This is a genomic window from Flavobacterium facile, from assembly GCF_036321945.1.
GTDB classification, from domain to species: Bacteria; Bacteroidota; Bacteroidia; order Flavobacteriales; family Flavobacteriaceae; genus Flavobacterium; species Flavobacterium facile.
In genome coordinates, this window is record NZ_JAZAYT010000035.1 from 468,033 (window position 1) to 482,974 (window position 14,942).

General features: G+C 27.5%; 14 protein-coding genes. 9 read left to right on the forward strand and 5 right to left on the reverse strand.

The window, feature by feature from the left end; translation table 11 throughout:
- The first annotated feature begins 19 nt into the window (after positions 1-19).
- The 4 genes from gcvH (at position 20) to UEQ13_RS14630 (ending at position 3,757) form a co-directional block, all read left to right on the forward strand.
- Positions 20-400, forward strand: a complete 381-nt coding sequence (gcvH, locus tag UEQ13_RS14615) for a glycine cleavage system protein GcvH (RefSeq protein ID WP_329807069.1) — start codon at positions 20-22, stop codon at positions 398-400.
- The gene (locus UEQ13_RS14620; RefSeq protein ID WP_329807250.1) at positions 393-767 is read left to right on the forward strand and encodes a VanZ family protein; all 375 of its coding nucleotides are present in this window, start codon (positions 393-395) and stop codon (positions 765-767) included. Before gcvH ends, UEQ13_RS14620 begins: the two co-directional genes overlap by 8 nt.
- 32 nt (positions 768-799) lie before the next feature.
- Positions 800-1,543 (forward strand): deoxyribose-phosphate aldolase, encoded by a 744-nt coding sequence (gene deoC, locus UEQ13_RS14625; RefSeq protein WP_329807070.1) that lies wholly within the window; start codon positions 800-802, stop codon positions 1,541-1,543.
- 129 nt (positions 1,544-1,672) lie between these two features.
- Positions 1,673-3,757, forward strand: a complete 2,085-nt coding sequence (locus tag UEQ13_RS14630) for a gliding motility protein RemB (RefSeq protein ID WP_329807071.1) — start codon at positions 1,673-1,675, stop codon at positions 3,755-3,757.
- Between the two features lie 130 nt (positions 3,758-3,887).
- On the opposite strand, the gene UEQ13_RS14635 is transcribed toward UEQ13_RS14630, so the two are convergent.
- The 5 genes from UEQ13_RS14635 to UEQ13_RS14655 all read right to left on the reverse strand — a co-directional run bounded on the left by UEQ13_RS14635 (position 3,888) and on the right by UEQ13_RS14655 (position 7,751).
- On the reverse strand, positions 3,888-5,018 hold the full coding sequence (locus UEQ13_RS14635) for a hypothetical protein (RefSeq protein WP_329807072.1): 1,131 nt from the start codon (positions 5,016-5,018) through the stop codon (positions 3,888-3,890).
- Positions 5,019-5,028: 10 nt separating this feature from the next.
- Complete coding sequence (locus UEQ13_RS14640; protein WP_329807073.1) at positions 5,029-5,472, reverse strand: hypothetical protein; 444 nt, start codon at positions 5,470-5,472, stop codon at positions 5,029-5,031.
- A gap of 342 nt (positions 5,473-5,814) precedes the next feature.
- Complete coding sequence (locus tag UEQ13_RS14645) at positions 5,815-6,579, reverse strand: hypothetical protein (protein WP_329807074.1); 765 nt, start codon at positions 6,577-6,579, stop codon at positions 5,815-5,817.
- 54 nt (positions 6,580-6,633) lie between these two features.
- On the reverse strand, positions 6,634-7,245 hold the full coding sequence (locus tag UEQ13_RS14650) for a hypothetical protein (protein ID WP_329807075.1): 612 nt from the start codon (positions 7,243-7,245) through the stop codon (positions 6,634-6,636).
- A gap of 56 nt (positions 7,246-7,301) precedes the next feature.
- On the reverse strand, positions 7,302-7,751 hold the full coding sequence (locus UEQ13_RS14655) for a hypothetical protein (protein ID WP_329807076.1): 450 nt from the start codon (positions 7,749-7,751) through the stop codon (positions 7,302-7,304).
- 400 nt (positions 7,752-8,151) lie between these two features.
- On the opposite strand from UEQ13_RS14655, the gene UEQ13_RS14660 reads away from it, so the two are divergent.
- From UEQ13_RS14660 to UEQ13_RS14680, 5 genes are all read left to right on the forward strand, one after another.
- Positions 8,152-9,834, forward strand: coding sequence for a helix-turn-helix domain-containing protein (locus tag UEQ13_RS14660; protein WP_329807078.1), 1,683 nt, complete (start codon positions 8,152-8,154; stop codon positions 9,832-9,834).
- 120 nt (positions 9,835-9,954) lie between these two features.
- Positions 9,955-10,107, forward strand: coding sequence for a hypothetical protein (locus tag UEQ13_RS14665; protein WP_329807079.1), 153 nt, complete (start codon positions 9,955-9,957; stop codon positions 10,105-10,107).
- A gap of 63 nt (positions 10,108-10,170) precedes the next feature.
- Positions 10,171-11,808, forward strand: coding sequence for a S8 family peptidase (locus tag UEQ13_RS14670; RefSeq protein ID WP_329807080.1), 1,638 nt, complete (start codon positions 10,171-10,173; stop codon positions 11,806-11,808).
- Positions 11,808-14,027, forward strand: coding sequence for a lantibiotic dehydratase family protein (locus UEQ13_RS14675; RefSeq protein WP_329807082.1), 2,220 nt, complete (start codon positions 11,808-11,810; stop codon positions 14,025-14,027). Before UEQ13_RS14670 ends, UEQ13_RS14675 begins: the two co-directional genes overlap by 1 nt.
- Positions 14,020-14,919 (forward strand): thiopeptide-type bacteriocin biosynthesis protein, encoded by a 900-nt coding sequence (locus UEQ13_RS14680; protein WP_329807083.1) that lies wholly within the window; start codon positions 14,020-14,022, stop codon positions 14,917-14,919. Before UEQ13_RS14675 ends, UEQ13_RS14680 begins: the two co-directional genes overlap by 8 nt.
- The last annotated feature ends 23 nt before the right edge of the window (positions 14,920-14,942 follow it).

Genomic DNA, 14,942 nt, shown 5'->3' on the forward strand with positions numbered 1-14,942 from the left:
ATAAAACACAATTATACAAATGAATATACCAGCAAACTTAAAGTACACAAAAGACCACGAGTGGGTTTCAATTGATGGAGATGTAGCAACTGTAGGAATTACCGATTTTGCTCAAAAAGAATTAGGAGATATCGTTTATGTTGAAGTAGAAACTTTAGACCAAACTTTAGATAAAGATGAGGTTTTTGGTACTGTGGAAGCGGTTAAAACAGTATCAGATTTATTTTTACCATTAAGTGGTGAAATTATCGAATTCAATGACGATTTAGAAAGCAATCCAGAAACTGTAAATTCTGATCCTTACGGAGCAGGTTGGATGGTTAAAATAAAAATTTCAAATGCTTCTGAAGTAGAAGAATTATTATCAAGTGAAGCATACACATCACTTATTGGTGCATAATTTATTTAAGATTCTTGCATTTCTTTGGACACTTTTAATTTTTTATTTGTGTTTAGATGATTCGCCAAATGTTCCTAAAATTAATTTCCAATATAAAGACAAAGTAGTTCATTTTATTTTCTACTTCGTATTTGTTTTTTTTTGGACAAAAAGCTTAAAAATCAAGAATTTAAATTACCTGTTAATTGTCTTGTTTTTGGCGGTAACCACAGGAATTACAATTGAATTTTTACAAGAAAATTACACCAATCATCGAACGTTTGATTGGTATGATATCTTAGCAAATTCTATAGGTGCATTTGCAAGTTTTATATATGTCAAAAAGTTTTATGCAATAAAAAACGAATTTAAAATCTCACTTTGGTGAGATTTTTTTATTTTTACCAATAATTCATTAAAATGAACATCAAACACTATTTAGATTCCACGTATTTAAAAACAGCCGAACAAGCAAAAGTTTCTGAAAAAGAGAACGTTGTTTTAGTTCAAAATTTTGTACAAGAAACTATCGACGAAAAGTTCAAATTGGTAATGATTCGACCAGATAAAGTCGCGTTAGCTAAAAAACTTATAGAAAATCAAAATTCTAAAGTTTTGATTGGAACCGTAATTGGTTTTCCTGAAGGAACAAATACGATTGAAGAAAAATTAACGGAAGCCCAACAGGCAATTAACCACGGTGCAGACGAATTAGATTTTGTAGTTAATTTTGAAGCGTTTAAATTAGGTGAAATTAGTTTGGTGAAAGAAGAAGTTTTTCAAGGCACTCAATTCGCATTGCAACACAACAAAACAGTGAAATGGATTATTGAAATTGCGGCATTAAATGGCGCACAAATTATTCAATTGACTTCTCTAATTAAAAATGTAGTTGTAGCTAATTTTAAAGAAAAAGAATTTGAAAACGTATTTGTTAAATCTTCTACCGGATTTTATAAAACTTTAGACGGTTTACCAAATGGAGCAACTTTTCCAGCGATAATTGCCATGTTAGAAAACGCATTTCCTTTACCGGTAAAAGCGTCTGGCGGTATCAAAACAAAAGAAGAAGCACTTGAAATGATCAAATTAGGTGTAAAAAGAATTGGAACATCATCGGCGAAAGCTATTTCTGAAGGAGTGACAGTTTCGGGCGAATATTAAAAAAGTAGAGATGCGATTTTTCGCGTCTATCAAAAGAGCCAAGTTAAAAGTTAAAAGAATCAAGTATTAAGATATTCGCATTGTCAAACTGAGCTTGTCTAAGTGTTTGCGGTTAAAAAAAAATATCAAATGAAAAAAATAGTAAGTACTATCGTTATGCTGTTTTCTCTGTCCGTTTTTTCACAAAACAACACGGAAAAATTACCCATTTTTGAAACTTGTAAAGCGAAACCAGAAGATGATACTTGTTTTTTTGCAACCATTCAAGAAAATTTCAAGCAAAATTTCAACAAAGAATATACAGCAGAGAAGTCAACAATAATAGCACTTTTTGCTGTAGATACTTTAGGTAAATTCAACCTTTTATATATAGACGCGGCCTCAGAAGAAATTAAAAACGAAACCAAGAGAATATTCTCCCAGCTTCCTAAAGTTGAGCCAGCTACTTACAATGGAAAACCAGTTTATGCTAAATATACTTTAAAAGTTAACTTCCCTTTTTCAGACGATGAAAGAGCTAAGAAAGTTGCTGCAAATGCCTACCAAACAGAGAAAATTACTGCAAAAACTGAAATTGAAGAATTTGATAAAATAGTATATAATAAATTTGAAAACTTACAACTTAAAAGCGGATTAAATATCCCATTCAATCATCAAAAATATGCTGAATTTGATGCGTATATGAATCAAGTTGGTGCCAATAGTCATACTGCAGAAAAACCGTATTCGTACAAAGATGTGGCGAGATATTATGATTTCGATAAAAATTATAAAGCCAAATCTACAACCAAAAAATCATGGTGGGGCAGAAAATTTTGGAATGAAAATTTAGTAGAAGTACAAGGTGATGGTTATTGGTTTTTATTCAATCCAATTTTAGATGTACGTGGAGGAAAAGATTTTAATAGTGAATTAAAAAACACATTTGTAAACACACGTGGTGTAAATATCCAAGCAGGTTTAGGCAAAAACATTACATTCACCACTTCTATATATGAAAGTCAAGGTCGTTTTGCCGATTATTATAATGCTTATGCGGTTAGTTTAAAACCATCAGGAGGAAATCCGGGTACCATTCCAGGAGTAGGAATTGCGAAACAATTTAAAGTTGATGCTTTTGATTTTCCTATGGCAGAAGCCAATATTAAATTCTCAGCTGATAAATTTTTTGATGTACAATTAGGTTATGGAAGAAATTTTATTGGTGATGGATACCGTTCGGTAATTCAAGGTGATGCTACAAGTCCTTATCCTTTTATTAAGTTCAACACCACATTTTGGAAAATAAAATACACAAATACTTATATGTTTTTGCGTGATTTAACACCAGAAAACACATTGGAAAACACGTATGCTTCTAAATATATGGCCAATCATTATTTAAGTTGGAACGTAACTAAAAGATGGAATTTAGGTTTATTTGAAAGCGTGGTTTGGTCAAATACTAACGGAAGAGGTTTTGATGCGAATTTTATTAACCCAATCATTTTTTATAGAGCCGTGGAATTCGCTTCTTCGCCTAAATCAGGAAATGCCTTACTAGGATTAACATCTAAATATAAGTTCAACAGTCAAATTTTAGCTTATGGACAATTTTTAATTGATGAGTTTTCTGTGGGCGATGTTTCTAAAGGAAATAAAAGTTGGAAAAACAAATTCGGATACCAAATTGGAGCCAAATATTTCAACGCCTTCAATATTGAAAACCTAACTTTACAAGCCGAATATAATATAGTTCGCCCGTATGTATATTCTCATAGTGCTACACTTACAAATTATACACATAACAACCAAAGTATGGGTCACGCTTGGGGTGCCAATTTTAAAGAGTTAATTGGAATTGCGCGTTATACTAAAAACAGATATTTTGCACAAGCTAAATTAATTTACGGGAAAAAAGGATTCGATTACACAGACGGAACCAACAACTTTAATTATGGAACCAATTTGTTTATCCCTTACAATAGCGAAACCAATCCACGACCTTATGACGAAGGTGCTTTCGCCGGACAAGGAAATACAACAACTATTTTAATTGGAGATTTCACAGCAGGTTACATCATCAACCCGAATTCTAACCTGAAAATATTTGCCAATTTGGTTCACAGAAGCTTCGACCCAACTAAAACATCGGCAACTTTTGAAAAATCAAACACCACTTGGGTTTCTGTAGGGATTTCTACAGATTTGTTTAACTGGTATTTTGATTATTAATAGTTTAATGATTATATAGAATTAAAAACCCTCGCAGGGTTCAAAACCCTGCGAGGGTTATTAAATTTTAGATTCTTCGTGTTTTGTTCATTAGTTTGTCAAAACCGATAACGAGGATTTGCAATCCGGGCTACTCAAACTCATTCAGCCCATATAAAATCTCTTTCATTTTGGTGCCGTTGATTTCCACGGGTTTGTAAGCAATGTTGAATTTATCAATAGCCACATCAATATCAGCTTTAAGTTTTTTGTATTCTAATGGAAGCTTAGATTCACATTGTTTTCCGTTTTCATAACTATTCAAGATCACTTTAAACTTCTCATAGAATTTTCCACCTTGATCAATAAAGTTGTTGTATAGACTAATAAATTGCAATAGTCTATCAATAGGAAATTCTAAATTGACTTGCATTTTATATTGTTGCGTGCCAGTTGCTGTTTTCATTTTCGTTAAATATTCTTCCATTTTTGTAGTGACATTTTCCCAATCGTCATTAGTTCTACATTGTTCTAGAGTAGTAAAATAATTGATAGGCTTGGTGTAATCTTTAAATAAAATTTCTATTTCACTTTTCATTTTCTCATTGCTTTTTTGTAAAAATGCTGTTTCAAAATAGATTGTATTTAAATCATTTTGCATGCGCAATGTAAAGTCTAAAATGCATTCAATGTTGCCCAGTTCTTTTTCTTTCTCCTCTTTTGTTAATGAAGAACTTAACATGTTTGTAAAAGTTTGTACAACAGCGATAATAGTGTTTGTTCCTAAAATAGAAGTCAAATCAAGTCCAGTTTTCTTGTCTTTTTTTGCAGTAACTAAGTTTTTTAATTTTTCAAATTCTGGATATTGATTTGGGTTAGATATTTTATTGATTTCGTTAAAAGTTCTGATAGAAGCAAAGTGATGGTCTAAACTTAAAACTTTTTCATATAAAATTTTAATTATTTGTAAGCCCTTAATATATCTAATCTTAGAAATTTCTCCAGAATTGTTTTTTGTTAATTGCTTAATTTCATCATCAATTCGGTTTTTTTGAATTAATAAGTCTACTTTCTTTTTTGTTTTTGACGTTGTAAGAAGTGCATTATTTATGGCTTCAATTTCTTCAATTTTTCGATTGATTAGGACTTCATATCTTAAATTGATTGAGTTTATTTCTATAAATAATTCGGAAATAATAATATTAGGATCTTTTTCAAAATCATTTGAAAACGCCAAACTACAAAATAGAAGTAAAAAGTATGTTAAAAAGCGTTTTTTCATAATTTCATATTTAAATTTTACTAAATAACTTCAATAGGATTATTGCTCTGTTGTCAACTAGTTTTATTGGATATAATCCACTTTTTATTGTTGGGTTTTTAGTGGTTAGCTTTAAAAGATTTATGGTTACATTATTCAATTCAAAATCATAATCTTGATTAAAGTAGAATTTTTCTATATCAGAAATTGCTTTAATTTCTTTACCGAAAAGAAATTTTTGATCTTCAATTGTAAGCGCATCTGTTTTAATGGTTAGCTGTAATTCTGTTTCAGAAATTTTTAATAAATAAAACTTTTCTGTATTCGTATTTTTATTTGTACTAGTTTCTATGGTACATAAACCGACACCTCCTTTGCATTCTCTTCCTCTGATGTCAATTTCAAGTTTGCTTTCTATATTTTGTGCGTTTAAGACTGCGCAAAAAAGTATTAGTATGATTGTTGTGATTTTCATTTTTGAAGTTATTAGGTGGAATAATTTTGTTTTTAAAAAGCGGTAAAAATTATTTACCGCTTTTTTACTTAACTAAACATAATTTAGATTTAATTTAAGAGTTGTCGTTTAATCAAAAAAGACCCATTTTAATGTTAAATGGCTTATAAAAATTGTGTTTTTTTCGTTTGGATCTTTTTTGTTGATTAAACAATGAAAATTATGTACTCTTTAATTAATCTTCAAATCAAATATTTGATTGATTTGAGCATTAATTGTTACATGAAATAAATATTTTCACTTCTATACAATCTAATAAATTTGACAATCTTTAACTTTTTAATTATAATAAAATTAATTCTGTTAATTAGTTACTTTATATCCGAGTTTTTGAAGGCTATCTTTGATTCCTACAAAATGCGCTTTGCCGTATATGATGGCTATTTTAGATTTATTTTCAGTTAAAACATGGCTAATAACACTTTTGCTTCTGTCTTGCATCATCATTTCATCATAAATTTTTTTGTCAGGTTTTTTTGAACAAGTTGATTTCTCATAAAATTTCGTATCAAAATCACAAGATTCTAAAACTATTTTCCCATATTTTTTTTCATAATTTTCAAGAATTTTTTCTATTGATAAGTCAGTGTTTTTGGAATTAATTTCTGAAAGACCAAATTCTAAATATGAAGGTTGTTTTATAAGGTTTTCTTTAATTCTAATGCCGTGTTCTTTAAAAAAAGATAAATAATCTGTGTTTAGTTTTTCTGATATCAAAGGTTTGCCATTTATTTTTCTAAATTTATATGCTAAATCAAATAAAACAACTGAGTCTTCTTTTGTTAAATTTGTTTTACCTGAAAATTGTGAGTTAACTCCTTCAACAAAAAAGAAATAATCTTTTTTTATTAAAGAATCTACTTTTGTTTTTACATCATTATAAAATTCATCTTTCCCAAAGTGATGCATGCCGAATAATACAATTTCTTTATTGTTGTTTGATAATTTTTCTAATTTAATTTTAATGTCATAAATACCAACACTTTTAAAGTATTCATTTGCTATATAAGATTTACAAGATGATAAAATAATTATAGTAAGCGTGATTAAGATTTTTTTTAATAGCATTTCGAATTTTTTTTAACTGTTCTTAGTAAATGAATATAAATTAGATGTTTATTTTTATATCTTAAAAGCATCTAGTATTTCTTTTTTTTCACTTTCACTGAGTTTCCAACTTTCTTGTAAGTCATAATTTACTAAATAGTAGTTTATATTTATACCTTTTCTTTTAGCTTCTTCTATTAGTTCGATCCATTCAAAAGCTTTGTTTTTATTAACTTTGCCAACAAATGTTGCCCAGGTAATGATTACGTTAATATCAGATTCTTTAAATTTTTCATTTTTATTATTGCAAATGTTATCTTCAAAAATTTTTATATTTTTTGTTTTAACTGTTTTGAAATTAGAAAATTCAGTTAGATTTTTTATGAATTCTCCAACATTAGCATTACATTCTTTACTGTCTTTTTTATAATTCACAAAATCCCCGTCTTTATTAAAGAAATATGCTTCTGGAAAACTTGAATATTTTTCATTTAATAATTTTTCATAGTTTTTCCAAGTTTTTATATAATAAATACTTGATTGGTTTAAATCTTTTTTTACTAAAAAATCATTCAATTGTTTATGAGTTTTAAAAGTCGGATTTTTTACACCTAGATAAATTTTTGTAATAGATTTACAAGATGCTATTAGAATTGATAAAAAAGAAATAAAGAATAATTTTTTCATATTTTAAATATTAAATGAGGGAGCAATTTGAAGTTGTATTGCTCCCTTATTAGTTTTTATAGAATTATATTATAAACACCTTTACTAATGTTTTTTATTGAATATTTTCCTGATTTTATAGTATATCCATTTTTTAAATCTAATGATTTACATGTTTCTTCTGATAATTTGAAATCCTCCTCAATAATAATTGTTGATACGTTTCCAAAATGTTTTCTAATTTGATCAATCCCTTGGTTATTGGTTTCTAAAATTAAATTTCCATTTATGTCTGTAGTTGCTTTAAAAGTAGATTCTAAATCAATATTAATATCCACTTTGCAAATTCCCCAACCGTCACAATCTTTAGATGCTCTGCCAAATTCAATTGATATTTTAATTGGAATTTTTGGTTTTTCAGAGACTAATGTTTTAGTTGATCCCTTTTCTAATGTTGAAATTTGATTAGCATTTCCGCTAACACTTAACAATACGGTGGCAATTAAGCCTAATACCATTTTTTTCATTATATTTGTTTTTTTAAAATTAATTGCAGTCAACTTAAGTACGCCAATACTGTTTATAAGTTTGACTGCTTTTTTTATAGTTGGATTTTTCAATATTAAAAGCAAAGCCAACTTTCTCTTTACTCTTAACAAACAGTTTTCAAGAAATCTGATAATTCTTTTTTGTTCTTCATTTTACTTGCAAGTTTTGTTTTCAGAACAGGGCAAAGAAATGTAATTTGGAGAATAGGAAGCAAATTATGTATGTCTGTTTTCATGAATTTCGACTCGAAATTCCGAAATTTCATTTAAAATTAAATTTAACTTATTGATTTTAAGTTGTTTTAAAAAGTTTTAATGATTTAGCAAAATAACATAAGAAAAAGATTACTTTTGGCGTTTATTAAGTAAATTATTCAGAATGAACAAATATTTATGTCTTTGTTTTTTAATTTTTACATCTTTTTCTTCTCAATCTCAAAACAAGAAGAACTATCTTGAATCATTATCTTATGATGAATTGAAAGAGGCTTTTTTTAAAAATGAAGGAAAAATTGAAATTCAAAAGAAATATGCTAAAGCTTTTTTAAACAAAGCTAAAAAAGAAAATAATACTCCAAAGATAGCTAGGGGTTACTATTATCATTCCTTCTTATATGATGATAACAGAAAAATTGTTTATTTTGATAGTATAATTAATAATGTAAAATATCCACCTAGTGAAAAGAACTTTCCTTTTGTAGCACATTTAGAAAAAGGATATTTTTTAGCAGATAAATACAGGTATAATGAAGCTATTAATTGTTATTTGGAGTTGGAAAAACTTGCGATTTCTAAGAATTTAAATTATTATTATAAAGCAAAATTCGCCATTGGTGTTTTAAAATCTGAGAAAATGGGAGAAGTGAAAGAGTCACTTCCTTTGTTTAAGGAATGCTATACTTTTTATAAAAGCCAAAAAAACAATCCAGATTTGACTTTTACCTATCAACTTTCAATATTTGCTTTGGCAGATTCTTACAAATCTTTAAAAGAAATAGATAGTGCAACTTATTATAATAAATTAGGATATTTTGAAACAAAAAAATCTAAAAACGATTATCTACATAATATTTTCATTTTAAATGAAGGAGCAAATCAAGTATTAGCAAATAATTTTAAAGCAACTTTGGACAGTGTTACAAAAGCTTTACCTTACATCATTAAGAATAAAGATAACAATAATATACTTGCGTCATATTATTATAGAGCAAAAGCCTATCAAGGATTAGGTGTTAAAATTAAAGCTTTAGAAAATTATAAAAAAGTAGATTCTTTATATAAGTTAAATTCTTTCATATCTCCTGAATTTTCTGATGGATATAAATTTATAATTGATTATTATAAAGAGAGTGGAGACAAAGAAAATCAATTGAAATATTTAACGACTTATCTAGAAATTCAAAATCATTTTCAAAAGGAATACAAAGAATTGTCAGTAAAGCTAAAAAACGATTATGACTTGCCCAATCTTGTAAAAGATAAAGAGTTGTTAATTAATGCTTTAAAAACTGAAGAGAAAAAATATTTTTGGTTAATCATTTTTTTAATTGGTTTAGCGTTATGTTTTGTGATAATTAGTATTTATCAAAGCAGGCAAAAGAAAAAATATAAAATAAATTTCGAAAAACTCATCAATCAGACTTCAAAGCCTGAGATTCATAATGACGTTATAATAACTCAAACTCCCAAAAAAGAAAGTTTGCTTTCTATTAGTTTAGTAAAAGACCTAAATGATAAATTAAAAAGGTTTGAAAAAGATAAAATATATAAAAACTCTAACATTAATATTCAAAATTTAGCAATTGAGTTTAAAACAAATACAAAGTATTTATCATTATTTATAAATGAAAATAAAAATAAATCATTTGTTAATTATATTAATGATTTGAGAATTGATAATATTATAGAAGAATTAAAACAAAATAAAAATCTAAGAAAATATACTATTGCTGCATTAGCAGAAGAAGCCGGATTCAATACAGCAGAATCCTTTTCTAATGCGTTTTATAAGCGAACTGAGATCAAGCCATCTTTTTTTATTAAAGAATTAAAGGAAATTTAAATTATTGATAGTTAGGTTTTTAAATTATTAAAATACCGAAATTCTTGAATTTCGAGAAGCTTTATTTTATTAATTAATAGTTTAAAATTAGGTTTGCAGCCTAAATTTAAATCTTAAAAAATGAAAAAAGAAAAAAAATTCACAATTGATAAGTTTCAGGTGGCAAAGTTGAAAAACATGAAAAAAATTAGAGGAGGTTTAGGTGACCCAAATCCTACAAATGATCATGAAATCACAGATATTTTAAGGAGACTTAGTTCAAATGTTTGTTAGTAAATTACTATTATGTAAATGTTAAATTAATTTTTTTGATGTTTATTCTATATTTATATTAAAATGAAAAAATATTTAAGTGCAATTTTATTATTGTTTTTAGTGTCATGCAGTTTAAAAAAAATAAACTCTAAAGATGTTTTTTGGCAGCATCAAGTTCCAAAAAATTATAGTATAAAAAGCACATCTTTGCAAAAATTGTATTCTGAAAAAATAATAAAAAGGAATTCAAACCTAATAATTGTTGCTGTTTTGGACACTCAAATTGATATAAATCATGAAGATTTAAAAGATCAAATTTGGGTAAATAAGAAAGAAATTTCAGACAATGATATTGATGATGACAAAAATGGATACATAGATGATATTAATGGTTGGAATTTTATAGGAAAACCAAATGGAGGATATTTTAGATATTGGAATTTTGAATGTGTTAGAATAATAAAAAAATGGGATAATTATTTTAAAGGTAAAAATTCTGTTCAAGATGATTCTTTAGAATATTTCAATGAATATAAAAGAGCCAAAACATTATATGAAGCTGAAAGTAAACTTTATAAAAGTTGGCTAAAATCCTTAGTGTATAATGTTAAAAATAGGCCAAAAGTTGAAGATACTTTAAGGTTTTTTTTTCCAAAAGAAGACTATTCAATGTTGCAATTAGATAGTTTGTACAACAAATATAAAATTAATGATAAAAGGTATAAACAAAGAAGAGATGATAATGATCAAGATTTAGGTGCTTTAATAGATTATATGAGGGTTTCAATGGAGACAGGAGATAGGAAATTTGAAGATTTAATCGAACATAAAAATCAAAAAGATTCTATTGTAAATAGAAATTTTAATATAGAGATAAATGATAGGTTGTTAATTGGAGACAATCCAAATGTTTTAGAAAAAGGGTATGGAAATAATAAATTGAACAGCAATATATTTCAATTAACTCATTCTACAGAAGTTTCATCAATTATAGCTGGACAAAGAAACCAAATTGGAGTAAATGGTTTTCATAATAATATTAAAATAATGCCTTTATGTATATCTACTTCTGGAGATGAGTACGATAAAGATATTGCTATGGCAATATATTATGCTGTGGATAATGGTGCTAAAGTGATTAACATGTCTTTTGGTAAGGAATTTTCTTTAAATCAAAAATGGGTTTCTGACGCTTTTAAATATGCTGAAGATCATAATGTGTTGTTAGTACACGGTTCAGGTAATAATAATTTTAATGTTGATTTAAATAGGTATTATCCTAATGATAATGATTATGTTAACAAAAAAGAATTGGTTGGCAATTTCATTAATATAGGTTCGATTTCAAAAAGAACAGATAGTACTATGGTTTCTCCATTTTCTAATTATGGGAAAGAGAATGTAGATCTTTTTGCTCCTGGAGAAGAGATTTATGTAGCGAAACCAAATAATGAATATGGATATGATTCTGGGACTTCACTAGCTGGGCCAATGGTTTCTGGAACTGCAGCTTTAATTTGGTTGTATTATCCAAAACTTACAGTACATCAAGTGAAAAATATAATTTTAGAATCGGGTATAACAATTGACAAAATGGTTGTAAAACCTGGAACAAAAGATGAAATGGTTCCGTTTTCAGATTTATGTAAAACAGGTAAGGTGCTAAATACATATAATGCTATGCAATTAGCTAAAAAAATCAGTAAGCAGAAACAATAATGAAAATAAATTCTATTGGCTGTTTTGATACTTTTGTATTGCGAACACCTTTATTACCCATAAATTTTTATACAAATCTTCTTAATGATTATTCAAACGATAATTTATTTGGAGTTTTAGAGGATGAACTTGTTAAAGAGGCTATTAAAATTGCATCTCCTGAACTTATCAATGAATTTGAGAAATTACTAAGGAATCCAATTCAAATTAATTCCGATAAAAAATTAAATTTAGAATTAGCCTTGTTAAAATATATAGCAAGGCTTTCTTCTAGAGCAACACCTTTCGGAATTTTTGCTGGTTGTACTTCTGGTTTGCTATCAAATGAAACTTCCATTCAAATTGATTCTATCGAAAAGTATGAAGTATTTACGCAATTTGACATGCATTATTGGATTTGTTTGCTACAAGATATTTCTAAAAACGCAACTGTTCAAAAGAATTTAATTTATTATCCAAATTCATCATTATATAAAATCGCCGATTTTTACAGATACATCGAATATGAATATGTAAATAAAAAAAGAGAACATACCTTGTCTTCTTTTAGGGTAAATCCTGTGATAGATGCTCTGATTAAGAATTCTAAAATGGGTTTAAAATTCAATGAATTGATTGATTTAATTATTGAGGATGCATCTGAAATTGAAGAAGCTAGTGAATTTGTTTTGGGATTAATTAATAACCAAATTTTAGTTAGTGAACTTGATGCTACAATTACAGGTAATTTTGATATTAAAAGAGTTGTTGAAATCATTGAAAAAAGTACTGAATTTAATCTAGAATGCAATATCTTAAAAGAAATGTCCTCGCTTTTAGATGGAAAAGTTAATCTGACTGATTTAATAAATCAATTTGATAGTTTAAAAAAGTTGGTCGAGAAATTTGACACAGAATCTGAAGAAAAGTATATTTTACAAACGGATTTATATAAAATAACGACTTGTGCTACATTGAATAAAAAAGTGAGTATTAAAATAACAAAAGCTCTTCAATTCTTAAGCAAAATCCGAGAAAACAAAGAAAATAGTAATTTAACTAATTTCAAAAAGACTTTTCAAAAAAGATATGAAACTAGAGAAATGCCTCTTTCTGTCGTTTTAGATTCCGAATTAGGAATTGGATATCTTCAAAATACTAACATGAATGACACACATTCTGTATTGGATAAGTTTTCTTTCGATACTAGTAGGAAATCAAATGCCAATTCTGAAGAATGGACAAAAGTAGATTATGTTTTAGAGAAAAAATTAAAAGAGACCATTTCCAATTCTCAAGATGTTATTTTGTTAGAAGATAAAGATTTTGAGTTCATTGAGAACGGAAACAGTAACATGCCAGACACATTTTCTGTAATGGTTGAGATCATATCTAAAAATGAAGAAGAAATAATCTCAATTGAATCATCAGGCAATTATAGCGCAGCAAAGCTAATCGGTAGATTTTGCAATGGAGATGAAGCGATTCATAATTTAGCAAATGATATTATCAAAAAAGAAACCGAGTTAAATCCAAATAAAATTTTAGCAGAAATTGTTCACATGCCACAATCAAGGACGGGAAATGTGTTAAGAAGGCCATGTTTGCGAGAGTACGAAATTCCTTATTTAGCAAATAGTATTTTGCCTCTAAGGAATCAAATTACTATTGAGGATTTATACGTGTCAATAAAGAATAATAAAGTGGTTTTGAAATCGATGTCACTTAATAAAGAAATCATTCCTTGCTTGTCCAATGCGCATAATTATACCTATAATTCGTTGCCGATATATCATTTTTTGTGTGATTTACAAGGACAGTCTAAAAATCCAATTTCAGGTTTCAATTGGGGGGTTTTAGAAAAGCATTATAGCTATTTTCCAAGAGTCATTTATTCTGGTGTTGTCATATCAAAAGCAAAATGGATATTTGAATATATTGAACTTGAAAAATTCATAAAAGTAAAATTTACGAGTGAAATGCGAAACCAGTTTAGCGTTTGGAAAGAAAAAATGAAAATACCTCAATATGTTAATTTAGTTAATGGTGACAATACTTTACTACTAGATTTGAATGTAGAAATCGGAATTACATTATTTCTAAAAACAATCAAACCCAATTTGAAAATTATTTTAGAAGAGTTTTTGTTTGAAGAGAATTCTGTAGTTAAGGATGAAAATTCCAGTTCTTTCGCCAACCAATTCATTTTGTCATTCTTTAAATCAAATAAAAATGAATAGAGTTCTTAGTTTGGGAAGTGAATGGGTCTATTTTAAAATTTATTCGGGTTATAAAATTGCCGATGTTATTCTGTTAGAATATTTAAAAGAGAAAATAGAATTGCTCGAGTCAAAAAAATATATTAAAAAATGGTTTTTCATAAGATATAACGATCCGGATAGCCATATCAGAATTCGATTTCAAGTGACTAAAATCGAAAATGTTTTTCATGTGATAAAAGAACTGAATCCTGTTTTTGAAGATGTATTGCATAAAAATTTCATTTGGAAACTTCAAAGCGATACCTATTTAAGAGAGATAGAACGCTACGGATTAAATACTATGGAAGATTCCGAAACACTATTTTATTTTGATAGTAAAATGATAATGGACTATTTAGTTTTGAAAAAAGATTTCGAAAATGAGCAAACTCAATTGCTTTTTAGTTTGCTTTCCATAGATAGTTTTTTAAATACATTTTCTTTATCAACTTCAGATAAACTGAGGTTACTAGACGATATGCAATTAGCTTTCAAACAAGAATTTAACGCTACAAAAGTTTTAAAAAGCGAATTAGATAAACATTATAGAACATTAGAAAATGATATATCAAATTGCATGAATGCGATTTCAAATCAGGAATTATTACCGCTTTATACAATAATTGAAGAAAAATCCTGTAACATAAATCCTGTTGTACAAGTAATAAAACAAAACTTAGAAATCAATTTAAATGCCTTTCTAACCAGCCACATCCACATGATGATAAACAGGCAATATACTTCTCGCCAAAGAGAATATGAAACCCTTGTTTATGATCATTTGTATAGGTATTATAAAACGTGTTTTTATAGGAAGGTGCATATTATTAGTTTAATCGATGCTTCTACCCAAACTGAAGTTCTTACTTGATTTGACGCTACCGCGCGAATCCT

Bases quoted from the DNA above. Each gene is read 5' to 3' on its own strand.
- UEQ13_RS14655 (WP_329807076.1), bottom strand. From the start codon at position 7,751: ATGAAAAAAATGGTATTAGGCTTAATTGCCACCGTATTGTTAAGTGTT.
- gcvH (WP_329807069.1), top strand. From the start codon at position 20: ATGAATATACCAGCAAACTTAAAGTACACAAAAGACCACGAGTGGGTT.
- UEQ13_RS14650 (WP_329807075.1), bottom strand. From the start codon at position 7,245: ATGAAAAAATTATTCTTTATTTCTTTTTTATCAATTCTAATAGCATCT.
- UEQ13_RS14660 (WP_329807078.1), top strand. From the start codon at position 8,152: ATGAACAAATATTTATGTCTTTGTTTTTTAATTTTTACATCTTTTTCT.
- UEQ13_RS14675 (WP_329807082.1), top strand. From the start codon at position 11,808: ATGAAAATAAATTCTATTGGCTGTTTTGATACTTTTGTATTGCGAACA.
- UEQ13_RS14645 (WP_329807074.1), bottom strand. From the start codon at position 6,579: ATGCTATTAAAAAAAATCTTAATCACGCTTACTATAATTATTTTATCA.
- deoC (WP_329807070.1), top strand. From the start codon at position 800: ATGAACATCAAACACTATTTAGATTCCACGTATTTAAAAACAGCCGAA.
- UEQ13_RS14670 (WP_329807080.1), top strand. From the start codon at position 10,171: ATGAAAAAATATTTAAGTGCAATTTTATTATTGTTTTTAGTGTCATGC.
- UEQ13_RS14635 (WP_329807072.1), bottom strand. From the start codon at position 5,018: ATGAAAAAACGCTTTTTAACATACTTTTTACTTCTATTTTGTAGTTTG.
- UEQ13_RS14665 (WP_329807079.1), top strand. From the start codon at position 9,955: ATGAAAAAAGAAAAAAAATTCACAATTGATAAGTTTCAGGTGGCAAAG.
- UEQ13_RS14630 (WP_329807071.1), top strand. From the start codon at position 1,673: ATGAAAAAAATAGTAAGTACTATCGTTATGCTGTTTTCTCTGTCCGTT.
- UEQ13_RS14680 (WP_329807083.1), top strand. From the start codon at position 14,020: ATGAATAGAGTTCTTAGTTTGGGAAGTGAATGGGTCTATTTTAAAATT.
- UEQ13_RS14640 (WP_329807073.1), bottom strand. From the start codon at position 5,472: ATGAAAATCACAACAATCATACTAATACTTTTTTGCGCAGTCTTAAAC.